Source organism: Paenibacillus sp. EKM211P, from assembly GCF_011066175.1.
In the GTDB taxonomy this organism is placed as follows: domain Bacteria; phylum Bacillota; class Bacilli; order Paenibacillales; family Paenibacillaceae; genus Paenibacillus; species Paenibacillus polymyxa.
Map to the genome: position 1 here is coordinate 465,087 of NZ_JAAMNS010000003.1, position 23,779 is coordinate 488,865.

The window sequence follows — 23,779 nt, forward strand, 5'->3', positions numbered from 1 at the left end:
CCCAAATTTCACACTATATACCTTAAATAGAAAAGAGGAATGCCTCATGGATCGAAATCAATTATCCAAAGAGATACTTACATTGGTCGGTGGAGAAGAAAATGTAGAGCAGGTCATTCACTGCATGACGCGCTTGCGCTTCAACCTTCATGATGATAAGAAAGCTCAAAAAGAGCAGTTGCAAAAAACGGATGGTGTCATGGGAGTCATGGAGAGTGGCGGCCAGTTTCAGGTGATTATCGGAAATGATGTAGCTAATGTATATAAATCATTGGTGAGTAACATGTCCAAGGCACCGCAAAGTGAAACAGGCGCAAGCACTGCATCCAAGAAAAAACAAAACCCGATCAGCCAACTGTTCGACTTTATTGCAGGTATGTTTACACCTATTTTGCCGGCGATCACCGGGGCAGGTATGATCAAAGGGATTATTGCCCTACTGGTAGCTATGCACTGGATGTCTGACAAGAGTCAAACCTATACGATTTTAGCCGCAATAGGTGACGGTGCGTTCTACTTCCTGCCGATTATTTTGGCTGTGAGTGCGGCTAGAAAACTCGGTAGCAATATGTTTATTGGTGCGGCGATTGGTGCTTCAATTTTACATCCAGACATTACAGCATTACTGGCTTCGAATGTGAAGGTTAGCTTTATTGGCCTTCCGGTGACAGCGGCCACGTATTCGTCGACCGTTATTCCAATTGTTATCGCGATCTGGCTGGCATCCTATGTTGAAAAATTCATTGATAAGTATACTCATGCATCACTGAAGTTGCTTGTTGTTCCAACACTGACTCTATTGATTATCGTACCTTTGACGTTGATTGCTGTAGGGCCGCTCGGCTCCATTATTGGTAATGGCCTGTCAGGAGGGATATCTTGGTTGTTTGAAAATACAGGTGCGCTTGCAGGTCTGCTGCTGGGCGGTACCTTCTCCCTGATCATTATGACAGGTATGCACTACGCGTTGGTTCCTATTATGATCGGATCGATTGCAACGTTGGGCTATGATTACATGATTCCAATTATGGGAGCAGCTAACTTGGCTCAGGCTGGTGCAACACTCGGCGTATTCTTGAAATCCAAAAATGCCAAAGTCAAAACAGTGGCCTTCTCCACGAGCTTGACAGCTATTATGGGTGTAACCGAGCCTGCAATGTATGGTGTGAATATGCGGTTTAAAAAACCGTTTACGGCAGCGTTGATCGGGGGAGCTGTCGGTGGGGGCTTCATGAGTTTGTTTGGCACAAAAGCGTACGTCGTTGGGGGACTCGTTGGTTTGCCTGGTCTGGCTATGTTTATTGGACCGACTTTCTTGTACGCAATTCTTGGTCTTATTATTGCATTTGTGGTTGCTGCGATTGTTACCTATGTGATCGGTTTTACAGATGAAAAGAACGAAGAAACGACACAAGCAGCAGATGCTGCTGGCGAGATCTCTACTGAGGAAGTAGCACAATCTGCGATGAGCTCACTGCCAAAAGGTGAGAAAATCCCGGTATTCAGCCCAATTGTGGGTGAAGTTAAACCGCTCAGTGAAGTCAATGATCCTGCATTTTCTCAAGAAATTATGGGTAGAGGATGGGCTATTGAACCCTCCGAAGGTCGGGTTGTTTCCCCAGTTGAGGGCACAGTGTTCTCCATTTCCAAAAGTGGGCACGCTGTAGGTTTGGTGAGTGATTCAGGACTTGAAATGCTCATTCACGTAGGGATGGACACTGTTAAACTAAAAGGACTTCATTTTACACCTCATCTTAAAGCAGGAGATCGCGTAAAGGTAGGCGATCTTATACTGGAGTTTGATCTGGTGGAAATCCGCAAGGCTGGATACGAAACGATAACGCCTGTTATTGTTACAAATGTAGATCAGTTTAGCGAATTGGAGCCCGCAGGGAATCAGCATAAAGTCGTTAAGGAACAGGAACTGTTATATACAGTGATCGTCTGACAGTCGAAAAATCTACGTATACATTGAATACGAATCGTTGTGTTCAGGATAACAAACAGCAAGCCTTCATCTTACGAAGGCTTGCTGTTTGTCGTTTTCATAAAATCTAAGGCTGAAGCAGTTTTATTATTTTTATTTCAATAAAACCTACAAAAATAGTTGGCTTTGTGATATAGTAATCTTCGGATTGAAGGGTCACTTTAGAAAACATCTTACGTTTAAGTTTGGAGGAAAAGATATATGGATACCTTCTTTATTATTTTAAATGTTATCGTGCTGCTTGCACTGCTCGGCGTGTTGGTCTGGATGCAGAAAAAGCGCATCTCTTTTACAAAAAGAGTTTTTACCGGGCTCGGCTTCGGACTGATCTACGGGGCTATTCTTCAGTACGCTTATGGGGCTGGCTCAGAGGTCATTACCAAATCGGTCGATTGGTTCAACCTTGCAGGTAATGGTTATGTCCGTTTGCTGCAAATGGTCGTTATTCCGCTTATCATGGTGTCGATTATTTCGGCTATTATGAATTTGAAGGGAAGACAGAATCTAGGCAAAATAAGCGTGTCCATTATTGCAGTGCTACTGATTACAACGGCGATTGCAGCTTCAGTAAGTATTGTAACCAGCCTGTCTTTTGATCTAAAAGCAATTGAGATTCAAAGTGGTGAAAAGGAGCAAGCGCAAGGCCTGAAGATGGAAGAACGACTGGGAACAGTCCAGGATATGACTATTCCGCAGCAGGTGCTGGAATTTATTCCTTCGAATCCTTTTGAAGATATGACAGGGGCACGCCGTACATCGACGTTGGCGGTGGTTATTTTCTCAGCCTTTATCGGGGTGGCAGTACTCGGATTGGATCGTAAAAAACCAGAGCAGGCGCAAACCTTCCGCAAAGTGATCGACGCAGTGTACGCTGTAGTGATGCGGATTGTAACTCTGGTGCTAAGATTGACGCCTTACGGTATTTTAGCACTGATCACGAAAGTTGTAGCTACGACAAATCCGGATGAAATCTTGAAGCTGATCAAGTTTGTACTCGCTTCTTATGTGGCTTTATTGGTCATGTTCGTTATTCATCTTATTTTGCTGGCCTTGTTCGGCTATAATCCAGTGACATATGTGAAAAAGGTATTGCCTACACTGGTTTTTGCTTTTACGTCTCGTTCCAGTGCAGCGACTATTCCATTAAATGTTGAAACACAAACGAAAAAGCTTGGTGTGTCCGACGGCATCGCAAATCTGTCCGCGACCCTGGGTGCAACCATTGGGCAAAACGGCTGTGCGGGTATTTATCCTGCCATGCTGGCGGTCATGATTGCTCCAACGGTGGGCATAGATCCTACAAGCTGGGATTTTATCCTCACACTTATTCTGGTTGTTACGGTGAGCTCGTTCGGTGTGGCAGGTGTAGGCGGGGGTGCCACTTTCGCTTCCCTGATCGTGCTTTCTACCCTGAACCTTCCCGTGGCCTTGGCAGGATTGCTCATTTCGGTTGAACCGTTAATTGATATGGGCCGTACCGCGTTGAATGTTAATGATTCTATTACCGCAGGTCTTATCTCTGGCAAAGTACTCAAGGAGAACGATCAAGACGTGTTCAACAACCATGGCACGGATCTGGATGCAGCGGCACACTCTTAAGTAAAAGATAGACGAATGGTATACACTGCAGCCTCATATCGCATTTATCGCATATGTATATGTAACACATGCAGTGTGTACCTCCATACTCAGAGCCGACCCTAAGGTCGGCTCTTTATTTTGGGCTGGTGGCAGTGTAAATTATAGCTGTTCACAAATCCTAATCTATGATACATTAAAATAATGTTTTTCCGGCTTGTTCGGATGAACCGCGGTTCGCAACCATCCCGCGCTATCAAAACTAGGAGGATTTCATGTTTAATCTGTTATGGGGGGCAGCATTTGTCCTCGTCAATTTTATGTTCTTTTTGCTATGTTATCGGTTGTTTGGTAAAAAAGGGCTATACGCCTGGATTGGCGTTGCTACTGTATTGGCCAATATTCAGGTAACCAAAACCATTGATCTGCTCGGCATTACCACGACATTGGGAAATACAATGTATGTTTCTATGTATATGGCCAGCGATTTACTAAATGAAAAATATGGGCCTAAAGAGGCGCGAAAAGCTGTGTGGTTTGGCTTTTTCACTCTGATTATGACGACGATCACGATGCAGATGGTGCTGTTATTTGAGCCTACTGCAACCGATTTTGCCCAGACACCGATGCAACAGCTCTTCGGATTGTTGCCAAGGCTTGCGCTTGCCAGCTTGACAGCCTATGCGGTCAGTCAATTGCTGGACGTGCGTCTATATGCCTGGATTCGCAAGTTTTTCCCGGAGCGTCATCAGCTCTGGATTCGCGGCAATGGCAGCACGATGATCAGCTCGTTTATAGACACCCTCATTTTCTGTAGCATTGCCTTTTACGGCTATGCGTGGGGGATATGGATCGAACTGCTGTTCACCACCTACATCTTAAAATTTGTACTGACTGCGGCAGGTACACCGATTTTATACATCGCACGTAATTTCCGTTTGATAGAAGAGGAGGGGCAAACCCTCAAGCCTTAATTGGCTTGGGGTTGCCCCTCTTTTTTTTCGTACTTTTAACATATCAATATAAAGAATAGCAATAGATTACCCCAGCACGGTCAGTTCCTTCGGAAAAGAAGTCAGCACTTCAACACCCTCAGAGGTGACCAGAACGTCATCTTCAATCCGCACACCCCCAAGACCTGGTACGTAGATGCCGGGTTCGATCGTGAACACAAACCCTTCATGAAGCAGATCGTTATTGCCTCCGTGCACAGATGGATATTCATGAACACTCATACCAAGACCATGTCCAACCCGATGGTTAAAAGCAGGGCCATATCCAGCGGCTTCAACAACGGCTCGTGCTGCCTGATCTACGGATGCGCAGGAAACTCCCGGGCGAATGGCGGCAATTCCGGCTTCGTTTGAGTGAAGAACCGTATTATATATTGTTTCCAACTCAGTTGACAGCTTGCCAAAGGCAAAAGTGCGCGTAATATCCGAAGCATAACCATCGGAATATACACCCATATCAAACATGAGCAGATCACCGTGTTGCAGCTTGCGGGTCCCTGGGACACCATGTGGCAAGGCTGTTTTGGGTCCAGACAACACTGTAGTGTCAAAGGATGGACCATCTGCACCGAGTTTTTTCATCTGGTATTCGATTTCGGCTACCAGCTCGACTTCGGTCACCCCTTCGCGAACATGGGTTAGGCCGTGACGAAGAGCATCTTCCACCAAACGAGCTGCATGCTTCAGACGTTGTACTTCCTCAGGAGTTTTTCTCACGCGCATGTCTTGAAGCACCGGACCCAAGTCAACATATTGAGCAGCGCCAATGGCAGTATGTAGTTGTTCGTAACGGAGGACGGAGACGTGTTCCTTTTCCAGTGCGAATGCTTTCACTCCGGTACCTGTGCGTTGGCGTAACAGATCATATGGATTGTCCGTATCGGTGTGGGTGGATATACGTGTCACCGAGGAAGCAGCTTGGGCAGCTTCTGCGTCCAGGGCGGGTACAATTAGTTCTGGTTCTTGGTCACGAAGCAGCACGAGCCCTAGAAAACGCTCATGCGGATCACTGGCGAAGCCTGTCAGGTAGTAAATATGTTTGGGATCGGTCACAAGTAGGCCATCCCAAGCTTGTGACTTCAGTTCATCATACAATCTGGTAATTTTATCATTCATAGAGTCTCATTCCTTTCTGTCCATTTATTCATTATAGCTCTTATTACATCATAATTTATATGGCTTATTCTCTTGCCTGACTTAATGCTTGCAGACGTGCCTGCACATTCTGATCATAGTAACCACCATGGTAGCAGAGTACCTTATCTACATCCAATACGGTCAGTTTATCGAGGCTCTTCAGAGCCAACGGCATATCCGGCGTAGCCGACTCAGCGGGACCGACCAGCTCACCCTCGACTACACGCAGTTCATCTGCTGCCAACAGTAGCTTGTGTGCAGGCACATACAAGCTGATATGTCCGGGCGTGTGACCAGGTGTATGAATAATCTGTATGCCTCCACCATAAGGCAGATGTTCACCGTCCTCAAGCATATGAGCAAAGCGCAAATCTGGCAGGCGGCGAATCATATCCTCTGCTTGTTGCTTGAGTGCAGGCTCCATCAGATTGATGCGTTCCGGCGTCAGCTTTATAAATGGTCGTTCTCCTGTCATATATGGAATGTCATCCTTATGGGCCAGCAGGGCAGTGTTCGGTAGCAAGTCCAGCAGTGCTTGAACATTTCCGATATGGTCAATATCCTGATGCGTTATAATAATTCTTTTCAGACGACTTATGTCCTCACCCACATCTGAAATAGCCTTGCGCAGAGGCTCCAATTGGCCGAGCATGCCCGAGTCTATCAATGTAAGTCCATCCTCGTCCTTGAGCAGTACAGGATGAATGATCGAATTTCCAAAAAAAGGTCCCATAGACACTTCCAAAATCAAAATTTGAGTTCCAATATTCATATTAAGCTGCTTCGGATTCCTTTGACTCCGAAGCATACCTCCCGCCTCATGTTGTTTAATTGGTTAATGTAGTGCTGGCTTATCTTCAAATTCTATTATAAGACCCTTTGGGGTTAATCCGCAAAACAACTCGATATGGCTGTTCCAGCGCTTGTCCTGTACAATAAATAAATCACCACAATAGGGGGGCAGATACGATAATGAACAAGGACCAATCTTTTTCCATTGAAATTGCATGCAGGGAGGATCTTCCCGATATTGTGGATATTTATAATTCTACAATTGCAGGACGAATGGTCACGGCAGACCTGGAGCCTGTGACAGTGGAGAGCCGCATTCCATGGTTTGAAGCTCATCAGGAAAACCACCGCCCTTTGTGGGTACTAAGACAAAAGGGGAACATTGCCGGATGGGCCAGCCTTCAGTCCTTTTATGGCCGTCCAGCTTATAACGGTACAGCAGAAATTAGCATTTATGTCCATGAGGATTCTCGTGGAACCGGCACTGGAAGCCGTCTGGTACAGCATTTGCTAAATGAATGTCCTAGACTAGGAATTACAACGTTGTTGGGGTTTGTATTTGGTCATAATGAACCGAGTATTGCGCTGCTGCGGAAGTTTGGCTTTGAGCAGTGGGGATACTATCCACGTGTTGCCGTGCTGGACAGCATAGAGCGAGATCTGGCTATATTAGGTAAGCGAGTAGATTAATATTGAGCTACACAAAAAGGCTGTCCCCACCATCGTCTCATACACTGTCAGTGTGGCGATTTTGGGAGCAGCCTTTTTTACTTTGTTATTTCTTCGTTTTTAACGCTGAGGTTTAAAACGTACGTTGTGAAAGATTTGATTAAGCACCTCAGAGATCACCAAACCGACTGCTATTGCCCCGGCGATCATGAGTGTGCTCATGGCCAGCTCCAGTGCCTGAGGATAATGTTGTTGTACGAACTGGCGCATGGCATTATAAGCCATTCCTCCTGGCACCAGGGGAATCATGCCTGCCACGCTGAAAATAATCACAGGCATTTTGTACAGTCTAGCAAAACCTTGACTGACGATGCCGATAAGGATCGTGGCTAAAAGGCTGGCGCTCACAGGTCCCATGCTATCCGTGGTTGAATAATAGACAAGCCAGCCCAGCATACCGACAAAACCACATTGCAGCAGCGAACGCCGAGGAGCGTGGAACAGTATACCGAAAGCAGCGGTGGCAATAAAGCTTGTGAATAATTGTGCAAGCATAAGCTTGAATCTCCTCCAAATTACATATAAGAAATGATAACTGCAACACCAGCACCAATGGCGAAAGACGTCAAGCAAGCATCTGCACCTTTGGAAAGCCCTGAGACTAGGTGCCCGGACATTAAATCCCGAAGAGCATTTGTAATTAACAAGCCCGGCACCAGTGGCATAACGGAGCCAATGATAATTTTATCCATCATCTGACCCCCGCCAACAATCACTAACAGAGCCGCCAGCAAGCCGATTAGAAAAGATGCAGAAAATTCTGAGAAAAACTTAACCTTAACGAGCCTGTGGAAATATTGTAAGGCTGCAAATCCGATACCGCCGCACAACACAGCTCCGGGGAAATCTCGCCACACTCCACCAAACATGATCATAAAGCAACCGCTGGCCAACGCTGCAGCGATCAGTTGTACACGATTGGAATAGCGGAGGGGACCACGTTCAATTTCCGAAAGCTCTTTTACGGCTGCGCTGGGAGACAAAGTGCCTGCGCTGATTTTACGTGAAATGGAGTTCACCTCGGTCACCTTGTGCAAATCTGTAGTCCGCTCTACGATCCGGATTAGCTTGGCAGGTTCCGAATCATTAATGGCAAAAAAAATTCCAGTGGGTGTTACATAGCTATGGGACTGGGATATGCCATAGGCTGAAGCAATGCGGGACATCGTGTCTTCAACACGATAGGTCTCGGCTCCATTTTGCATCATCAGTTTGCCTGCTAGCAGACAAACCTCAACGATTTCAGGAGTAGGATAGGAATGATTATTCATGCTCGCTCTCTTTCATGCGCCCCAGGTCGTTCGACCCTGTTGTTTTCATTTATTGTAGCACAAAAAGCCGCCTTTTCAGAGGCGGTTAAACTGGGGGAATCTATGGAGTTTATCGAGATTCTATCGTATCGGGAATAACGGTATAGTAGGACTCCTCTAGGTATGTTGCGGCCTCAGACAAGCCCATCAGCCTAAGCTGTCCTGTTACAAAAGCTCGAAGGGCTGAATGGGTGAACAGATGCCGTGTCTGAGCATCCCGAATAAAGGCCAGTCTGGCTTCACGCGAACCGCTGCGGAACAAATCACGTACAGCTTCACCTTGTTGTTCCCAAAGGAATGGCTCCGTTACGTTCAAGAAGTCGCTCTCAATAGAAGAGCTACGCTTCAAAGAAGAAGGTGCCTGAATACCCAAGCCATTCAGTGTAGGAGCAACTTCATTTTGCTTACGCTCTGTTCGCAAGCTGTCGATGTAGGCGGCCATATCTTGAATCGGCAGAATGCCAAAGCGCTCCCGAAAGCATTCGCGTACAAACGCGGTACGTTCATCCACAGCCTGCGGAGGACGCTGACCAGCATGTCCAGAATAGTCTGCTCCACTGGCATAGTATCGTTTTAATGAACTGTTTTCTGTATAAACAACGCTTAAAAAATCCTGCAAATGGCGGGCAACCACCCATACCCCCGTCCAATCGACGGGAGAGACGCATACAATCGGAGCCTGTGAAAGGTCCTTTTCAAGACCAAAATCGGTTAAAAAGCCATAATGTATCCCGTCCACTCCAGCGTGGGCAAAAGGAATAACATCAGGCGGTGTAGCCATATATCGCGGAGCGCGGCCTTGTTCCATAATCAATCCCAAATCAAAACTCAGAGAATGCCGGTTCGCTTCAAGCTCCTGTTCAAACTCTATAAGTGCCTCAATCAAAGGTGTGGCTGATCCATAGGCTAGGTTAGAACCGGAATCCATTGTGTATACCTCCCTTATCCAAGTACATCTGTAAAGCGTTCATCCCTAAAAGGTACGTGATTTTACACGAAATGTAAACCTGTATGACGAATATTTTCAAAAATGTGACCTTTTACCCGTGTGCTATCAAAATAAAACGCTTTCGTTCAAATTAGGACAAGATGCCTATGTTAGCGCAGTAGTGAAGTAAAGTGAGTTTGCCAAAATGCAGTCTTTTCAGTGTATGTTATTATCTGAGAAGGGTGAATGACAGATACGGGCTGGGTAGGTCAGGGTGCAACGTAATAGGTCAACGGGTATAATATCAGGACAAGGTATAGAGGAGTGTCATCCAAAGATTTAACAGAAAGAAGTGGGCATATGAACTTGCAAAAGAAGGCTGTTTTTTTTGATGTAGATGATACGATGTACGATCATTTGCACCCTACACGTGATGCATTACGTACAGTATTAGGATTAAGTGAGCGTTTTCCATATGAGGAAGTCTACCACCGTATTCGCTATTACAGCGATTTACTATCGGCTAAAGGAGGACTATTGGAGGGGAAAGCAGGGCAGGAAGAACTGGATGAGATGAGGGAAGGTCGTTTTATTCTGGCTCTACAAGAATTCGGGGTAGATATTACCCGTGAGCAGGCAGTGCATGTCCAACAAGAATACTTGGATCGTCAGTACCGAATTGAGTCTTTTGAGGGGGCTACTTCGTTAATTGATGAATTGAGCTCGGCTGGCTATGTGGTTGGTTTAATTACGAACGGTTTTGAAGAACACCAGATGAGCAAAATTAAAGCCATGACACTGGAAAATCATGTTGCAGCAGAGCATATTTTTGTGTCTGGGACCGTTGGTTATGCCAAGCCTGATCCGCGCATTTTCGAAATAGTGAACGAACGGACAGGAACTTTAGCAGAGCATTGCTGCTACATTGGGGATTCCTGGCGTAATGATGTGGCGGGAGCTATAGCTGCAAATTGGCAGGTCATTTGGTTCAATCACAGGAACGCTTTCCCGGAATCTGATGTGTCGGGGGCTTATAAAACCGCGGCAAGTTACACAGAGTTAAGAAAGCTGCTCCTGCCAGACGCACGTTAGACACGGTACATATCGTGTTATCCAAAAGAATCTAACCTATTTTGAAGCTATTTCAAAAGCTGGTCCGTAATACTATTTATCTGTTATAAATCTAACTTCATTTGAAATGGGTAGAACAGAGAAGGAGGGACCCGCGCATGGTAGAACCATGGAGGCAGGCAGACGACATCATAAGTCAAGTGACCGTATATAGTACGGAGGATAATGACCCAGTTACCATTAAAACAGCCACCCAAGGCGTACGCTGTATTGGCATTGGGACAGATGCGGCTGTATTTACACTCGATACGTTGCCAGGCTACGCGTTCAAGGTGTATTCAGACATGGCGATCGAAAAAAAAGATGCAGAAGCCGATGTATATGAGCGTTTGCAAGGGTCTGATTTTTTTCCTCATTATTACGGAAAAGGCGATAAGTATATTGTCATTAGTTACGAATCTGGTGTTACGTTGCTAGATTGCCTGCTGCAAGGAATTCCGGTGCCGGAGCAGGTCATTTTGGACGTGGAAAAGGCGAGGGAATTTGTTCGGTCCAGGGGACTGAATCCCCGTGATATTCATCTCAAGAATGTACTCATGCAAGACGGACGCGCCAAGGTATTAGACGTATCTGAATATGTAAAAGAAGGCGATGACAAGCGTTGGGAGCATTTGGTGTGGGCGTATCATACGTTCTATTCCGGTTTCTCTGAGGTTAAGGTTCCTTCATGGATTTTAGATACGATCAAAAAATGGTATTACAAGCTGGACAACTCCAGCATCAACCTGGAGGAGTTTGCCCAGCGTGCCAGTCAATTGTTTTCTAAATGGAAGTCATAACTGCTGTGAAGGGCATCGAAATACAGACCTAGCCTTCTATACAAAAGGATTGCACCCATTTTACGGGAGCAATCCTTTTCTTCTATCTGAAATCTCTAGGAACTCTTCTGGCTGTACCGCTCGCAATCGCAGCTTGAATCACCTTTTTACGCACCTGTTGTACGGCGCCCTCGTTAAATACACCCGGGATAATATACAGTTTGTTTAATTCATCGGGACGGATTGTGCTTGCGATGGCTTCTGCGGCTGCCAGCTTCATCTCTTCGTTAATTTCACGGGCGCGACAGTCCAGTGCTGCTCGGAATATGCCGGGGAAGCAAAGTACATTGTTAATTTGGTTAGGATAGTCCGAACGTCCGGTGGCGATGACCCCTGCAATATCCTCGACATCCTCTGGGTTAATTTCCGGAACCGGGTTCGCCATGGTGAACAGGACAGGAGCTTCCTTCATACGCTTCACGTCTTCTCGTTGCAATATTCCGCCTGCCGACAGACCGATAAACACATCTGCGTCCTTCAGAACCTCAGATAGCGTGCCGGACAGCCGTTCAGGGTTGGTATGCTGCGCATACCAGTTCCACATCGGATGCTCATAGGTTTCATCAGCTGTAAGCGCACCGTTACGGTCTACACCAATAATGTTCTCTGCCCCTGCAGATAGCAAAATTTTGGTACAGGCGACACCTGCAGCCCCGATACCGCAGACGACAATTTTGACGTCAGACAGAGCTTTGCCGACCACCTTGAGCGCATTAATCAGCCCTGCGTATAAAACAACAGCTGTGCCATGCTGATCGTCATGAAAAACAGGGATGTCCAGCTCGTCACGTAATCGCTGTTCAATTTCAAAGCATCGTGGCGATGAAATATCCTCCAGATTAATACCGCCAAAGGCTGGGGCCAGTTGCTTAATGGCCTTAATGATTTCTTCCGTGTCCTGCGTATCCAGGCAGATGGGGAAGGCATCGACGGCCCCAAGCTGCTTGAACAGCATGGCTTTGCCTTCCATAACCGGCATGGCTGCATACGGGCCGATGTTGCCGAGTCCGAGGACAGCGCTTCCGTCAGAGACGACAGCGACGGTGTTACGCTTAATTGTTAATCGGAAAGCTTTGTCTGGCTCCTCATGAATTGCCATGCATACGCGTGCCACATCAGGAGTGTATACCCGGGATAAGTCGTCGCGGTTTTGAATTGGGACCTTGGGCTGCATTTCAATCTTGCCCCCGAGATGTAAGAGGAAGGTGCGATCAGAGATGGACAGTACCTTTACACCTTGTGCTTTTTTAATCCGGGCGATCATTCGGTCGATTTCTGCTGGATCAGCAATGGTGACTGTAATATCTCTCACAGTGGCCTTCTCAGAGGTGCGGATGACGTCAATGGCGATGACATCTCCGCCATGTTCGTTTACCAACGTAATCAATTGACCAAACTGGATGTGCTCGGTGGAAATTTCCAGTCGTAAAATAATATTTTTACCGCCAATACCGCCTTGCATGCAAATTCCTCCTTTGTCTTTTAAAACAAAATAGTGATCAATTGATTGCGCTTACAATCGGGAGCAAGTCTAAGATCTAGGCTGATAGTTTAAATTAGTGGTTTCTTCCCCTATCATAGTGAACATTCTTCCACTTGTACAGATCAAGCTGAGTAATATATATGATCTTGTATCCAAAAAAGACGAAAGCCCGGCTGAATTCCAGTCTAAGCAATCGTCCTTTGTATAACGAAATGATCCATTTTTGGTTTACGTCATATTTTTGCCGTAGTAAATTTCGTCCATTTCGATTTTGAGTCGTGTTGATATATTTTGTTGCTCTTTTTCACTCAGACTTTCTTTTGTGTAGCCGAACAGGTAGTTGTCCAGATCAAATTGTTTTAGCTTGCATTTGGTATGGAAAATATTTTCCTGATACACGTTTACGTCGATCATGTCATACTGATTGCGCACTTCGTCGGGAATATAGTTTTGAATCGAGGCAATGTCGTGGTCGATAAAAAGCTTATGACCATTCGTATCACGTGTAAAGCCGCGTACCCGGTAATCAATCGTCATAATGTCAGTGTCAAAAGAATGAGTCAGATAGTGAAGTGCCTTGAGCGGGGAGATTTCCCCACAGGTAGAAACATCAATATCTGCACGAAACGTACTGATCCCCTCGTCTGGATGATATTCAGGGTAGGTGTGAACCGTAATATGACTTTTATCCAGCTGTATCACGACAGACTCAGGTAGGGGACCTGGTGATTCTGCATACGAATCATTCGGTACCTCCACAATCGGCCCTTCTGATATAAGCACTGTCACGCTCGCTCCTTGAGGGACATAATCCTGCTGAGCAACATTGAGTACATGGGCGCCGATAATATCGGATACATTTTTTAAAATAGCTGTCAGTCGATCCGAGTTATATTGTTCATCAATATATTCAATATAGGCCTCGCGTTCTTCTTTGGTTTTGGTGTAACAAATATCGTACATATTAAAGCTCAATGATTTGGTCAAATTGTTAAATCCGTGCAGGGTAATCCGCTGTTCCGGTGTTATGGTCATAGGCTATTTCCCCTTATAGTCGCAGTATTCATACATAATATTCCCAACACGCCTTTTCATATACCGATTCATAAAATCAGCTTTGTAGCGGATAAAATAAAGACTTGAACATGTATGTTTTACCCATTTGGTATCATTAAAAACAGCCAGATTCACTTGAGATCCTCTCGATTTTACATGTATGGGAATTAAACGTTAATATACTTTATTTCTTACTCAGCAATTTTTAAGTAACAGAGCTTATAATGTGGACTATGTATATATGTATACAGGAAGGGAACGGAATTGGCAGAAGGTTCGTAGTACAACAAAAGATCTAGGTTCGTAATTCATGAATTTAATGTATGTTACCTTCATAATGCTGAAAGCTTAACCGAATATGATTATAGGCCCTGAAAAATAGTGATTTTGTACATTGCATAAAATGAGAAAAGCAACTTCAGCCACTGTTATGCGTATAATGAAATAAACGTAACAAGCTAAGAATTATGAAGTTAAAATGAATTTTGATCGCAAACTCATTTTATAAACCTATCTCATGACTGTAAGAAAAACGGTGGAAGGAGTATAAAGATGCTGGCTTTGTCCGATCCGGCCTGGACTCTGCTCCAAGGCCCCTACGGTTCTTCTCAATACGTTCCAGAAATGTTAAAACAGCTCCAAGCCGGATATGATGGCGAAATGGCTGACACCTTGTATTGGGAGGAATTGTATCACCAAAATACGTTGTATACTTGTACTTTTGCTGCTGTACCTTACCTAGTAGACATTGCGCTAAAAAGTTCTGATATAGAGATTCGGGCAGATATATATACCATTTGTGGAATATTTGAAGCGAAAAATAATAATCCCTTACATACCAAAATCCCGTTGGAATTTGCAAGGGATCAGGTGGAAGTGGATTCTAGCCTGGCAGAATATATTTATACGCAATATCGAAGTGCCATCGTTCGCCTTGCAGAATTGACGGAAGAAATGGTGCTCTATGCGAAAGAACACGAAGAAGATGTCGGCAAGCGCTATGTTCTCGCTGCGGCTGCCGCCTTTGAGGGGGATCATTGCGTAGCCTATATGCTACAAACTTTTGATACAGGTGACGAATATATGCTGGATTGTCCCCATTGCGGTACCCCGCTCTATATTTGGCCTGATGAACAGGGTGACACTCTCGTTATCTATGATAAAGACCCTGTCAGTTCAGGCAATCTAATCCCCTATCCGATTCGCCCCCGTTCATTGGACCATAGAGGTGCCGATATACAGTGGCTATACGAATATGCTCAAAAAATAGATGAGAAATTACTTCTTGCCCAGTTACCTTACTTAAACGGTTGGGTAGAATGTCCAGTGTGTAATTCACCCATATACATATGGGATGAGTTGATGAAAATGGCTGATGGTGTTCGGAGGCATACCGCTTAACCAACAAAAAAGGGGCTGTTTTTTTACAGCCCCCTAATTTCTCTTTGTATTTTTACACTCTTCTTCGTGTGCTTTGCTCCAGTCTACTCCCGAAACGGATTCAAAAAGCTTTTAGGAATGTCGGATTCAAAACGCAGCAATACTCCGGTGACGGGATGAATAAACGACAATACCTGTGCATGCAGACCAAGGCGCCCAATCGACTTGCTCTTGGAACCGTATTTTTTATCTCCAACAATCGGATGACCGATATCCTCCATATGCACGCGAATTTGATTTTTGCGTCCGGTCTCTAAACGTACTTCCAGCAAAGAAAAATGCCGATTGGCCTGAAGCCGCTTGTAGTGAGTGATTGCATGCTGGCCGTCATTCGGATAAGGACTGGAGTACATTTTCAGCGTCTTGCTTTCTTTCAGCCATGAGGTGATTGTGCCCGCGTCTTTTTTAACCTGCCCTTCTACGAGAGCAATGTATGTTCGTTCATACACAACTTCCTTCCACGCTTGTTGCATTTCCTGCTGTATGGCTTCGCTTTTCGCAAACATCATCACTCCTGATGTATCACGATCCAAACGATGCAGTACAAAAATACGGTTGTACGGATGCTCGCGTCGTACGTGGGCTGTAAGCTGGCGATAGGCTGTGACTTCCTGTTCCTGCGCAGAAGCGACAGAAAGTAGCCCAGCATCTTTATGAATAACGATAATAGCTTCGTCCTCATGCAAAATACGCAGCCCGGTTAGCGGCACCACAGGAGCTACCTTTTCCTTGGAGAGCGCGACAGTCTGTCCTTGCTCCAGCGGAAAATTATGCACAGTACGAGGAGTACCGTTGACGGAAACTTGCCCACGCGCCAATGCCGATTTAATGGAATTACGACCCATGCCAGTCACATGCTCAACTAAAAAGCTCAATAGCTCTGCAGGTTCCTGAACGATGTATGTTTTGGCAGGGGATTTATCCAAAGTATGGGTTTTTCGTTGAGCTTCCGGTCTATAGGAGCCAGATTTTCCGGCGGGTTTGTGATTGCGTCTGGAGTGGCTTGTGTTTGAAGTTGATTTTGTATGATTTTTCCTTTGAGGTTTCCGATTATTCATGGGTTCTTTCTCCTTCTTGGAGCCGTATCTCTTCATATTGTGGACCATTTGCGGCACCGTGTTCACTATATCATGAGAAAACAGCGAATGCCATAAGAGACTAAAACCCGATGGACAGACTTCCAGCGGTTGAACATTGCCCTTAACCCCGGTAAACTATAAGGTAACGAAAGAAAAGCCGATATGCGTCGAGGACGCTAGAAATATGAGGAGTTTTGAAACTATGAGTGTACAAGCACCAACATTGGAACGGGCGCAGGACTTGCTGCAAAAATTTTATGGCTATCCCGATTTCCGGGAGGGACAAAAGAAAATTGTGGCCAGTATGCTGGAAGGCAACGATACGCTGGGCATCATGCCGACAGGTGGCGGAAAATCGATATGCTACCAGATTCCCGCGTTGTTGCATGAGGGGCTGACCATTGTTGTGTCACCACTGATCTCGTTAATGAAAGACCAGGTGGATGCGCTGACCACGATGGGGATTGCAGCTGCCTACATTAATAGCACGTTGAGCGGTCGAGAAGTCAATGACCGTATACGCGCCGCACGGAACGGAGATTTGAAGTTGCTGTATGTCGCCCCTGAACGACTGGAACTGGATTGGTTCCGTGATGAGATGGCTCAGTTACCGATTTCCTGCGTTGCGGTAGATGAGGCTCACTGCGTATCCCAGTGGGGTCATGATTTTCGTACCAGCTATCTGGCTGTGGCTCCATTCGTGGACGGGCTATATGAACGTCCAATCGTAGCTGCGTTTACGGCGACGGCTACACCACAGGTTATGGATGACATCGTACGCCTGCTTCGTTTGCGCTCACCGGAAACGTTCGTTACGGGGCTTGGGAGGCCGAATTTGGCGTTCAGTGTGCTGCGAGGGGAGGACAAACGCAGCTTTTTACTGAATTATGCCCGTGAACATGAGGGTGAATCGGGCATTATTTATGCGGCGACACGTAAGGACGTGGATGATTTATATCAACGCCTGCGCGACGCTGGCATGGCAGCCGGACGTTATCATGCAGGAATGACAGATCAGGAACGTGCAGATAGCCAGGAAGGGTTTCTGTACGACGATATCCGTGTCATTGTCGCAACCAATGCCTTCGGTATGGGGATAGATAAATCAAACGTACGCTATGTCATTCATTACAATATGCCTAAAAATATGGAGGCGTACGTACAAGAAGCGGGACGCGCAGGACGTGATGGCGACCCGAGTCAATGTATTTTGCTGTTCGGACCGCAAGATATTGTGACCCAGAAGTTCCTGATTGAGCAAAATCCACAGGATGAAGACCGCAAGCGCAACGACTACCGTAAGCTCCAGCAGATGGTTGACTATTGTTACACGACTCGCTGTCTACGTTCAGCACAGCTGGAGTATTTCGGAGAAGCGGAGGAGCATGAAGCCTGCGGCATATGCAGTTCATGTACTGACGAGCGGGAACTGGTCGATATGACCATAGATGCGCAAAAGATTTTTTCGTGCATTCATCGTATGCGGGAGAGGTATGGGGTTTCCATGGTGGCCTCAGTGTTGAAAGGCTCGCGTAACAAAAAAGTGCTGCAGTATGGTTTTGACAGCCTGCCAACCTATGGCGTGATGGGCAACCGAACGGAGAAAGAAATTGCTGAGATTATCAATGTTCTTGTGTCGGAAGGCTATCTGATGCTGTCCGAGGGGCAGTATCCGGTCGTACGCTTGCAACAGCTTGCTGCTGAAGTGCTGAGAGGTCAGCGAGAAGTCATGCAGCGTGTGGTGCGGCATGCCACTGCTTTAGCAGGGGGAGCGGGATCACGTGGACGAAAGGGACGCGACACCTATCCTGCTGCGGTCAACGAAACTGTGTTTGAGCAATTGCGCTTAATCCGTCGCGATCTGGCCGCTCAGGAGCATGTACCGTCTTATATCATCTTCAATGATGCCACGCTGCGAGAGATGAGCGTAGCGAGTCCGCAATCCGAAGCAGACATGCTGCGGATCAAGGGTGTTGGTGAAGTGAAGTTCCGCAAGTATGGCAAGCCGTTTCTTGATTTCTTTCAAAATCAGGGGAATACCGGCGGAATGGTGAGCGAGGATGAGATTTTTGCAGACGATGTGTACGAGGATTTTGAATAGCTATACTAAGGATATAAGAGTCCATGCAAACTTATAGAAGGTTGTGACCTATGAAAGTCATTTTATCAACATTAAACGCAAAATATATTCATACCTCACTGGCCATCCGATGCCTCAAAGCCTACAGTGGAAAGGATTTTGATATCGAGCTGGCGGAGTATACAATTAAGGACCCGGTGATGAACATCGTATCTGATCTGTTTCAACGGGGAGCAGATGTCATCGGTTTTTCCTGTTATATTTGGAACATTGAAGAGACGATTAAAGTCATTGATGTGTTGAAAAAGATTATGCCCGAGGTCAAAATTGTTTTGGGTGGCCCGGAGGTATCTTACGATACGGAGCACTGGATGAAGCGCTTGGCGAATGTGGATTTTATTGTTGTTGGTGAGGGAGAGGAAACCTTCCATCAACTGCTGCAGGAACTGGAAGGAGATCGCAAGTTTCATTTTGTATATGGACTGGCTTACCGTAAGGGAGAAGAGGTTATTATCATGCCGGGTCGCCCTAAAGCGGACTTGAACGAGCTGCCGTCTCCATATCGTTTTGCAGAGGATATCCCGGAGCTCGGGAAACGGGTTGTCTATTTTGAAACGAGCCGGGGCTGTCCGTTCAGTTGCCAATTTTGTTTGTCCAGCATTGAGGTCGGGGTGCGTTATTACGATATTGAGCGCACTAAGTCGGATATTCTGTATCTGATTGACAATGGGGCTAAATTGATTAAATTTGTGGACCGAACCTTTAATATTAAACGCGATTATGCACTGGAAATGTTCAAGTTTTTGATTGAAAATCACCGTGGCTGTGTCTTCCAGTTTGAGATTACGGCAGATATTATGCGTCCCGAGGTGTTGGATTATTTGGCGGAGAATGCACCACCGGGGGTATTTCGCTTTGAGATCGGTGTCCAATCAACGAATGATCCCACCAATGAACTGGTTAAGCGCCGCCAGAACTTTGCCAAGCTTTCACGCACCGTTACAAAGGTCAAGCAAAGCGGTAAAATCGACCAGCATCTGGATCTGATCGCCGGATTGCCATTGGAGGACTACAATACATTCCGTAAAACGTTTAATGACGTTTTTGCGCTTGGTCCAGAAGAGCTTCAGCTTGGCTTTCTCAAAATGCTGCGTGGTACAGGTCTGCGCATTGACGCCGATAAGTATAACTATACCTATATGGATGTTGCGCCGTATGAAATGTTGAGCAATGACGTCCTTTCCTTTGCCGATATTGTGAGGCTCAAACGCTTGGAAGATGTATTGGAGAAATACTGGAACTCTCATCGTATGGACCATACGGTGAGCTACCTGATTGAGCGTGAATTCTCGTCCGCCTTTGATTTCTTTCAGGAATTTGGAGACTACTGGGAAGGACAGGGCTGGCAAAAAATCGGACATCAGCTCGAAGACCTGTTTACGCGTCTCCAGTCCTTTTTGGAATCGCGGGGAACCAAGCGAATGGAAATGGTACTTGGGCTGATGAAGCTTGATTATTTCTTAAACCATAAATATAAGCCGCGTAAAATCTGGTGGGAACATACCCTGAAGAAGGACGATTGGTCCAGCTATATGAAAATGGCCCTTCAGCACCCGGATGCGCTGTTGTCACCTGCGGTGGCAGATGTGGGCGAGGAAAGCACGGGTGAGATGGATGTGGCTAGCCAACAGCCGCAGCCATACCGCGAGATGATCCCAGCCTTTGCTTCCTTGAAGCTGGGTGAAAAGGAACTGCAAAAGCACGCTGTGCTGGATGTCCTGCCGTTCAGTCTGGATCATATCCTGAGTGGTGGTAGCCCATTAACAGCCGAAGGCCGCACACTGTTGCTTGTAGTTTATCAGCAAAACGGACAGCAAAAACCGCTATACTACACCATGCCCATCGGCAAAAATATCGCCGCGATTTAATATAAACACCAGAAGACATCAACTCTTGGAATATCAGGAGTCGATGTCTTCTTTTTTTATAAAATATAGATGACCACTTCAATTTTTTACATTCGGGAAACCTAGTGCTTTACGATTTTTTACAAAACCAATATATGATGAATTTATCATATATGAATATTAAATTTATTGGAGTGTGACCTTGTGAAAAAGCGTTCCATGAAAAAGAGTATCCTTGCGTTGAGTGCTGTGACTGTTTTGACTGTACCCTTATTATCTGCTGATATCCCTAAAGCTTTTGCAGCCGCGGCTCCTACGAAGTCCACTGTCGCAGAGTCCAAGGCACAGAAGGCTGTATCAGCTAAAGCGGATACTCCTAAAAACGTCATTCTTTTTATCGGTGATGGTATGGGAGAAGCCAGTCGTAACGCGATTCGCTTAGCAACGGTTGGAAAATCGGGATTGCTTGAAATGGACAAGATGCCTGTAACAGGCCTGGTTAGCACGAGTTCAGGGGACAACCTGGTTACAGATTCTGCCGCCGCTGCGACTGCCATTGCAACAGGTGTGAAAACGTATAACGGCGCGATCGGAATGGATTTGAATAAAAAACCAGTGACAACCATTATGGAGCTGGCTAAAAAAGCAGGCATGTCTACAGGAGTAGTGACGACAAGCCAAGTGACAGATGCGACGGGCGCTGCCTTTGGTGCGCATGTTGAGAAGCGTTCTGCTCAAAGCGAGATTGCCAAGCAGTATATTGAGAAAAGCAAGCTGGATGTGATTCTGGGCGGGGGTGAGGATTTCTGGTACCCTGCAGGAACAGCAGGCAAACATCCAGATGCACCGACAGAAGATCCTGAGGAAGCTAGTAAGGGAACTCAAGGAAATTTGGTGGAACAAGCGAAGAAGTTGGGCTATAGCTATGTGACAGACCAGGCTGAAATGAAAGCAGCCAAAGGCTCTAAATTACTAGGGCTGTTCGCCAATGAAGAAATGTTCCAAGCTCACAACAAACTAGGCAATTCTTACAACCCAACGGTTTCTTTACCGGATATGACAGCGAAAGCGATTGATGTTCTATCCAAAAACAAAAAAGGCTTTTTCCTGATGGTAGAGGAAGAAGGAACGGATGAGATGGCGCACGACAATGAAGGTGAATTAACCATTAAAGCCGGGCAGCAGCTGGATAAGGCTGTCAAAGTAGCTAAGGACTATGCCAAAGCGCATCCAGATACTTTGGTGTTAGTGACGGCAGACCATGAAACGGGCGGTTTGGCCATTGAAGGCGAAGATGCAGAGGATGAATCCGGTGAAGGTATTTCCAAAGAAGACGGTCCTTTTACCGTAAAAGGCTCTGATGAGAAGTTTTATATCGACTGGACCACAGGAGGGCATACATCCGTTGATGTAGCGCTAACTGCAATGGGTCCGGGTTCCTCCCAATTTAGCGGGAATTACCCGAATACGGCCATTCATGATAAGCTGGTTAAGCTGCTTCAATTAAAAAAATAGCCTAGGGTGAGAGGGCTTATTCATCGCAGTATGAACCCTTAATTAATCCATTAATTTAGAAATTCGAGTAACAAAGACATGTAATTACGTAATAAAATCGGTTATAATAAGGTAAGAATAAATAAGGAGCCGTGCGCTAACACGACTCCACCATACAATAACTGCATAAAGAGCAGTCGGCCGCGTAAGATATGGTCGAGAATAGACCGTTTACCTTTGGTCAGGGCGGTCTATTTCTTTTTCATGTAGGTAAGTAACGCCAAAATGAACATACCAAACATGATCATTAAGGAGATAGCATCTTTGACCTCCATGGGCATCACCTCCCTTCTGGGAGACTAGCCGACCGCCCTTTATAGCCGCATATTGTATTAGAAAAGTATACCATAAATAAGGAATAATCAAAGTGATAAAATACTTAAAAACGTCTTTTTGACTTTGGTGAGCTTTATCTCAGCTAATCCTCCGTTGTTTTCTTCCCCCACACGAATTTCATTATAAAAAATATAATTGTCAGCATGATGAGAAGCAGTGCCACCTGCAAGCCATAACGATGAATCAATTCTCCTGCTGCTTGTACATGATCGCCAAAGAGACGTCCGAGCAAAAAGAAGATCAGCGTCCAAATCAAGCCCGTTGAATAAGAGAATAGAGCGTAGCGCTTAAAACTCATTTTATTGATCCCCACAATATAAGGGACAATGTGGCGAACGATCGGTAGCAAGTAGCTGATGCATATCGTGAAGTTTCCATACTTATGTACTAAATTTTCTGAAAAAGTAATGTACTTGTCCATTTTCTTCTTCCGGCGCAAACGATCCAAAATGGGTGTACCCAAGCTTCTCCCCAACACATAACCTAAGGATAGGCCTGATACAACCCCGAGATATACAATTAAAAAAGCAGGTAACGGATGAAGTATCCCCATGCTTGTTACGGCCCCGCCAGTCATCACTATAACTTCGTCTGGAATGGGCAGTCCCACAATTCCGAGCCATAGAGAGAAGAATAATGCTGCATAGCCATATTGTTCGATAATGGAAATCAAATATTCAACATCCATCCCCATACTCCTTTCTTAAGCTTTCTTTCGGCATACATACACGAATGCGGGTGGAACATTCATAGGTACAAACTTGATTTCTTCAATATCAAACCATTCACCTAACTGCTGTTTCATCTGTTTAGAGTATTGAAAGGCGACAAACATCCCTCCATCCCTGAGTGACCGATGAATTTGTTCTACGATTTGATCTCGCATCGCTTGTGGAAAGTTGAAGAATGGCAGCCCGCTGATTATACAGTCAAGCTGTTCAATTTGAGCATTTTTCATAGCAAGCTGAAGCTCACGCGAGTCGGAATAGCACAGATAATTCGGGAATCTTCTTTTTAAACTCTGCTGCATGGTCGGGTCCTTCTCAAAGAGCAAAACCTTAGGTTGAATTTTTGTCGTAGACGGGATGTATTGGGTAATTGCGCCTGTTCCAGCCCCAAGCTCAGCCACGGCATGAACATCACTCCATGGAATGGATTCTATCATATTTTTAGCTAAAAATCTGGAACTGGGTGTTACGCTACCCACATATGCAGGCGAGTACAAAAATTTGAATAGGAACATAAGTCTCTCGTGAACTAAATGACTAATACGGATCATACTTCTTTCCCCTACCTTCAATTTTCAAAATGCGTTCATTTATTCTCTGCTAAGAGTAACAAATTATCCCTTTACTTGCTCCTGTCTGGAGTAGGGCTCGGTTCCCCGTCCTGCGGAGGGGATTTTCCTTGACTATAGTCTA

The 23,779-nt window shown here is 45.7% G+C and carries 21 protein-coding genes; 10 read left to right on the forward strand and 11 right to left on the reverse strand.

The window, feature by feature from the left end:
- Positions 1 to 46 precede the first annotated feature (46 nt).
- The 3 genes from G9G57_RS08265 to G9G57_RS08275 all read left to right on the forward strand — a co-directional run bounded on the left by G9G57_RS08265 (position 47) and on the right by G9G57_RS08275 (position 4,539).
- Positions 47 to 1,948 carry a beta-glucoside-specific PTS transporter subunit IIABC gene (locus G9G57_RS08265; protein WP_016820650.1) on the forward strand — a complete coding sequence of 634 codons (1,902 nt, stop codon included), beginning with the start codon at positions 47 to 49 and terminating at the stop codon, positions 1,946 to 1,948.
- 240 nt (positions 1,949 to 2,188) lie between these two features.
- Positions 2,189 to 3,586 carry an L-cystine transporter gene (locus G9G57_RS08270; RefSeq protein ID WP_016820649.1) on the forward strand — a complete coding sequence of 466 codons (1,398 nt, stop codon included), beginning with the start codon at positions 2,189 to 2,191 and terminating at the stop codon, positions 3,584 to 3,586.
- Positions 3,587 to 3,840: 254 nt separating this feature from the next.
- Complete coding sequence (locus G9G57_RS08275) at positions 3,841 to 4,539, forward strand: queuosine precursor transporter (protein ID WP_016820648.1); 699 nt, start codon at positions 3,841 to 3,843, stop codon at positions 4,537 to 4,539.
- Positions 4,540 to 4,605: 66 nt separating this feature from the next.
- Here G9G57_RS08275 and G9G57_RS08280 read toward each other — a convergent pair whose 3' ends face one another.
- Positions 4,606 to 5,694 carry a M24 family metallopeptidase gene (locus G9G57_RS08280; protein ID WP_164964819.1) on the reverse strand — a complete coding sequence of 363 codons (1,089 nt, stop codon included), beginning with the start codon at positions 5,692 to 5,694 and terminating at the stop codon, positions 4,606 to 4,608.
- Positions 5,695 to 5,758: 64 nt separating this feature from the next.
- Positions 5,759 to 6,523, reverse strand: a complete 765-nt coding sequence (locus tag G9G57_RS08285) for an MBL fold metallo-hydrolase (RefSeq protein WP_164964820.1) — start codon at positions 6,521 to 6,523, stop codon at positions 5,759 to 5,761.
- A 164-nt stretch (positions 6,524 to 6,687) separates the two neighbouring features.
- On the opposite strand from G9G57_RS08285, the gene G9G57_RS08290 reads away from it, so the two are divergent.
- A complete protein-coding gene (locus tag G9G57_RS08290; RefSeq protein ID WP_019686608.1) occupies positions 6,688 to 7,197 on the forward strand; it encodes a GNAT family N-acetyltransferase in 510 nt (169 codons plus the stop codon).
- A 99-nt stretch (positions 7,198 to 7,296) separates the two neighbouring features.
- Here the strand turns inward: G9G57_RS08290 and G9G57_RS08295 are convergent, their stop codons facing one another.
- The 3 genes from G9G57_RS08295 to G9G57_RS08305 form a co-directional block, all read right to left on the reverse strand.
- Positions 7,297 to 7,731, reverse strand: coding sequence for a threonine/serine exporter family protein (locus G9G57_RS08295; RefSeq protein WP_017426578.1), 435 nt, complete (start codon positions 7,729 to 7,731; stop codon positions 7,297 to 7,299).
- Between the two features lie 20 nt (positions 7,732 to 7,751).
- Positions 7,752 to 8,507 carry a threonine/serine exporter family protein gene (locus G9G57_RS08300; RefSeq protein ID WP_016820643.1) on the reverse strand — a complete coding sequence of 252 codons (756 nt, stop codon included), beginning with the start codon at positions 8,505 to 8,507 and terminating at the stop codon, positions 7,752 to 7,754.
- 109 nt (positions 8,508 to 8,616) lie between these two features.
- Positions 8,617 to 9,474 (reverse strand): hypothetical protein, encoded by an 858-nt coding sequence (locus G9G57_RS08305; RefSeq protein ID WP_025364351.1) that lies wholly within the window; start codon positions 9,472 to 9,474, stop codon positions 8,617 to 8,619.
- Positions 9,475 to 9,834: 360 nt separating this feature from the next.
- On the opposite strand from G9G57_RS08305, the gene G9G57_RS08310 reads away from it, so the two are divergent.
- Together G9G57_RS08310 and G9G57_RS08315 are read left to right on the forward strand one after the other, a co-directional pair.
- The gene (locus G9G57_RS08310) at positions 9,835 to 10,566 is read left to right on the forward strand and encodes an HAD family hydrolase (protein WP_164964821.1); all 732 of its coding nucleotides are present in this window, start codon (positions 9,835 to 9,837) and stop codon (positions 10,564 to 10,566) included.
- A gap of 137 nt (positions 10,567 to 10,703) precedes the next feature.
- On the forward strand, positions 10,704 to 11,384 hold the full coding sequence (locus G9G57_RS08315) for a serine/threonine protein kinase (protein WP_016820640.1): 681 nt from the start codon (positions 10,704 to 10,706) through the stop codon (positions 11,382 to 11,384).
- 82 nt (positions 11,385 to 11,466) lie between these two features.
- On the opposite strand, the gene G9G57_RS08320 is transcribed toward G9G57_RS08315, so the two are convergent.
- Both G9G57_RS08320 and speD read right to left on the reverse strand, forming a co-directional pair.
- Positions 11,467 to 12,885, reverse strand: coding sequence for an NAD-dependent malic enzyme (locus G9G57_RS08320; RefSeq protein WP_164964822.1), 1,419 nt, complete (start codon positions 12,883 to 12,885; stop codon positions 11,467 to 11,469).
- Between the two features lie 249 nt (positions 12,886 to 13,134).
- Positions 13,135 to 13,941, reverse strand: a complete 807-nt coding sequence (speD, locus tag G9G57_RS08325) for an adenosylmethionine decarboxylase (RefSeq protein ID WP_016820638.1) — start codon at positions 13,939 to 13,941, stop codon at positions 13,135 to 13,137.
- Between the two features lie 573 nt (positions 13,942 to 14,514).
- Here speD and G9G57_RS08330 point away from each other — a divergent pair.
- Positions 14,515 to 15,363 (forward strand): hypothetical protein, encoded by an 849-nt coding sequence (locus G9G57_RS08330; RefSeq protein ID WP_017426583.1) that lies wholly within the window; start codon positions 14,515 to 14,517, stop codon positions 15,361 to 15,363.
- Positions 15,364 to 15,446: 83 nt separating this feature from the next.
- Here the strand turns inward: G9G57_RS08330 and G9G57_RS08335 are convergent, their stop codons facing one another.
- Positions 15,447 to 16,460, reverse strand: a complete 1,014-nt coding sequence (locus tag G9G57_RS08335) for an RluA family pseudouridine synthase (protein ID WP_017426584.1) — start codon at positions 16,458 to 16,460, stop codon at positions 15,447 to 15,449.
- 223 nt (positions 16,461 to 16,683) lie between these two features.
- Between G9G57_RS08335 and recQ the strand changes: the two genes are divergently transcribed.
- The 3 genes from recQ to G9G57_RS08350 all read left to right on the forward strand — a co-directional run bounded on the left by recQ (position 16,684) and on the right by G9G57_RS08350 (position 21,983).
- Complete coding sequence (gene recQ, locus G9G57_RS08340; RefSeq protein ID WP_017426585.1) at positions 16,684 to 18,582, forward strand: DNA helicase RecQ; 1,899 nt, start codon at positions 16,684 to 16,686, stop codon at positions 18,580 to 18,582.
- A 50-nt stretch (positions 18,583 to 18,632) separates the two neighbouring features.
- On the forward strand, positions 18,633 to 20,489 hold the full coding sequence (locus G9G57_RS08345; RefSeq protein ID WP_019686610.1) for a B12-binding domain-containing radical SAM protein: 1,857 nt from the start codon (positions 18,633 to 18,635) through the stop codon (positions 20,487 to 20,489).
- 183 nt (positions 20,490 to 20,672) lie between these two features.
- Positions 20,673 to 21,983, forward strand: a complete 1,311-nt coding sequence (locus G9G57_RS08350) for an alkaline phosphatase (protein ID WP_019686611.1) — start codon at positions 20,673 to 20,675, stop codon at positions 21,981 to 21,983.
- Between the two features lie 230 nt (positions 21,984 to 22,213).
- Here the strand turns inward: G9G57_RS08350 and G9G57_RS26280 are convergent, their stop codons facing one another.
- The 3 genes from G9G57_RS26280 to G9G57_RS08360 all read right to left on the reverse strand — a co-directional run bounded on the left by G9G57_RS26280 (position 22,214) and on the right by G9G57_RS08360 (position 23,637).
- On the reverse strand, positions 22,214 to 22,303 hold the full coding sequence (locus G9G57_RS26280; RefSeq protein ID WP_305954445.1) for a putative holin-like toxin: 90 nt from the start codon (positions 22,301 to 22,303) through the stop codon (positions 22,214 to 22,216).
- A gap of 137 nt (positions 22,304 to 22,440) precedes the next feature.
- Positions 22,441 to 23,046, reverse strand: coding sequence for a DedA family protein (locus G9G57_RS08355; RefSeq protein ID WP_016820632.1), 606 nt, complete (start codon positions 23,044 to 23,046; stop codon positions 22,441 to 22,443).
- A 15-nt stretch (positions 23,047 to 23,061) separates the two neighbouring features.
- Entirely contained in the window at positions 23,062 to 23,637 is a 576-nt protein-coding gene (locus tag G9G57_RS08360) for a class I SAM-dependent methyltransferase (RefSeq protein ID WP_016820631.1), read from the reverse strand.
- Positions 23,638 to 23,779: the final 142 nt, after the last annotated feature.

Bases quoted from the DNA above. Each gene is read 5' to 3' on its own strand.
- G9G57_RS08290 (WP_019686608.1), top strand. From the start codon at position 6,688: ATGAACAAGGACCAATCTTTTTCCATTGAAATTGCATGCAGGGAGGAT.
- G9G57_RS08280 (WP_164964819.1), bottom strand. From the start codon at position 5,694: ATGAATGATAAAATTACCAGATTGTATGATGAACTGAAGTCACAAGCT.
- G9G57_RS08305 (WP_025364351.1), bottom strand. From the start codon at position 9,474: ATGGATTCCGGTTCTAACCTAGCCTATGGATCAGCCACACCTTTGATT.
- recQ (WP_017426585.1), top strand. From the start codon at position 16,684: ATGAGTGTACAAGCACCAACATTGGAACGGGCGCAGGACTTGCTGCAA.
- G9G57_RS08285 (WP_164964820.1), bottom strand. From the start codon at position 6,523: ATGCTTCGGAGTCAAAGGAATCCGAAGCAGCTTAATATGAATATTGGA.
- G9G57_RS08360 (WP_016820631.1), bottom strand. From the start codon at position 23,637: ATGATCCGTATTAGTCATTTAGTTCACGAGAGACTTATGTTCCTATTC.
- speD (WP_016820638.1), bottom strand. From the start codon at position 13,941: ATGACCATAACACCGGAACAGCGGATTACCCTGCACGGATTTAACAAT.
- G9G57_RS08345 (WP_019686610.1), top strand. From the start codon at position 18,633: ATGAAAGTCATTTTATCAACATTAAACGCAAAATATATTCATACCTCA.
- G9G57_RS08275 (WP_016820648.1), top strand. From the start codon at position 3,841: ATGTTTAATCTGTTATGGGGGGCAGCATTTGTCCTCGTCAATTTTATG.
- G9G57_RS08315 (WP_016820640.1), top strand. From the start codon at position 10,704: ATGGTAGAACCATGGAGGCAGGCAGACGACATCATAAGTCAAGTGACC.
- G9G57_RS08320 (WP_164964822.1), bottom strand. From the start codon at position 12,885: ATGCAAGGCGGTATTGGCGGTAAAAATATTATTTTACGACTGGAAATT.
- G9G57_RS08295 (WP_017426578.1), bottom strand. From the start codon at position 7,731: ATGCTTGCACAATTATTCACAAGCTTTATTGCCACCGCTGCTTTCGGT.
- G9G57_RS08335 (WP_017426584.1), bottom strand. From the start codon at position 16,460: ATGAATAATCGGAAACCTCAAAGGAAAAATCATACAAAATCAACTTCA.
- G9G57_RS08355 (WP_016820632.1), bottom strand. From the start codon at position 23,046: ATGGATGTTGAATATTTGATTTCCATTATCGAACAATATGGCTATGCA.
- G9G57_RS26280 (WP_305954445.1), bottom strand. From the start codon at position 22,303: ATGCCCATGGAGGTCAAAGATGCTATCTCCTTAATGATCATGTTTGGT.
- G9G57_RS08330 (WP_017426583.1), top strand. From the start codon at position 14,515: ATGCTGGCTTTGTCCGATCCGGCCTGGACTCTGCTCCAAGGCCCCTAC.
- G9G57_RS08265 (WP_016820650.1), top strand. From the start codon at position 47: ATGGATCGAAATCAATTATCCAAAGAGATACTTACATTGGTCGGTGGA.
- G9G57_RS08270 (WP_016820649.1), top strand. From the start codon at position 2,189: ATGGATACCTTCTTTATTATTTTAAATGTTATCGTGCTGCTTGCACTG.
- G9G57_RS08300 (WP_016820643.1), bottom strand. From the start codon at position 8,507: ATGAATAATCATTCCTATCCTACTCCTGAAATCGTTGAGGTTTGTCTG.
- G9G57_RS08310 (WP_164964821.1), top strand. From the start codon at position 9,835: ATGAACTTGCAAAAGAAGGCTGTTTTTTTTGATGTAGATGATACGATG.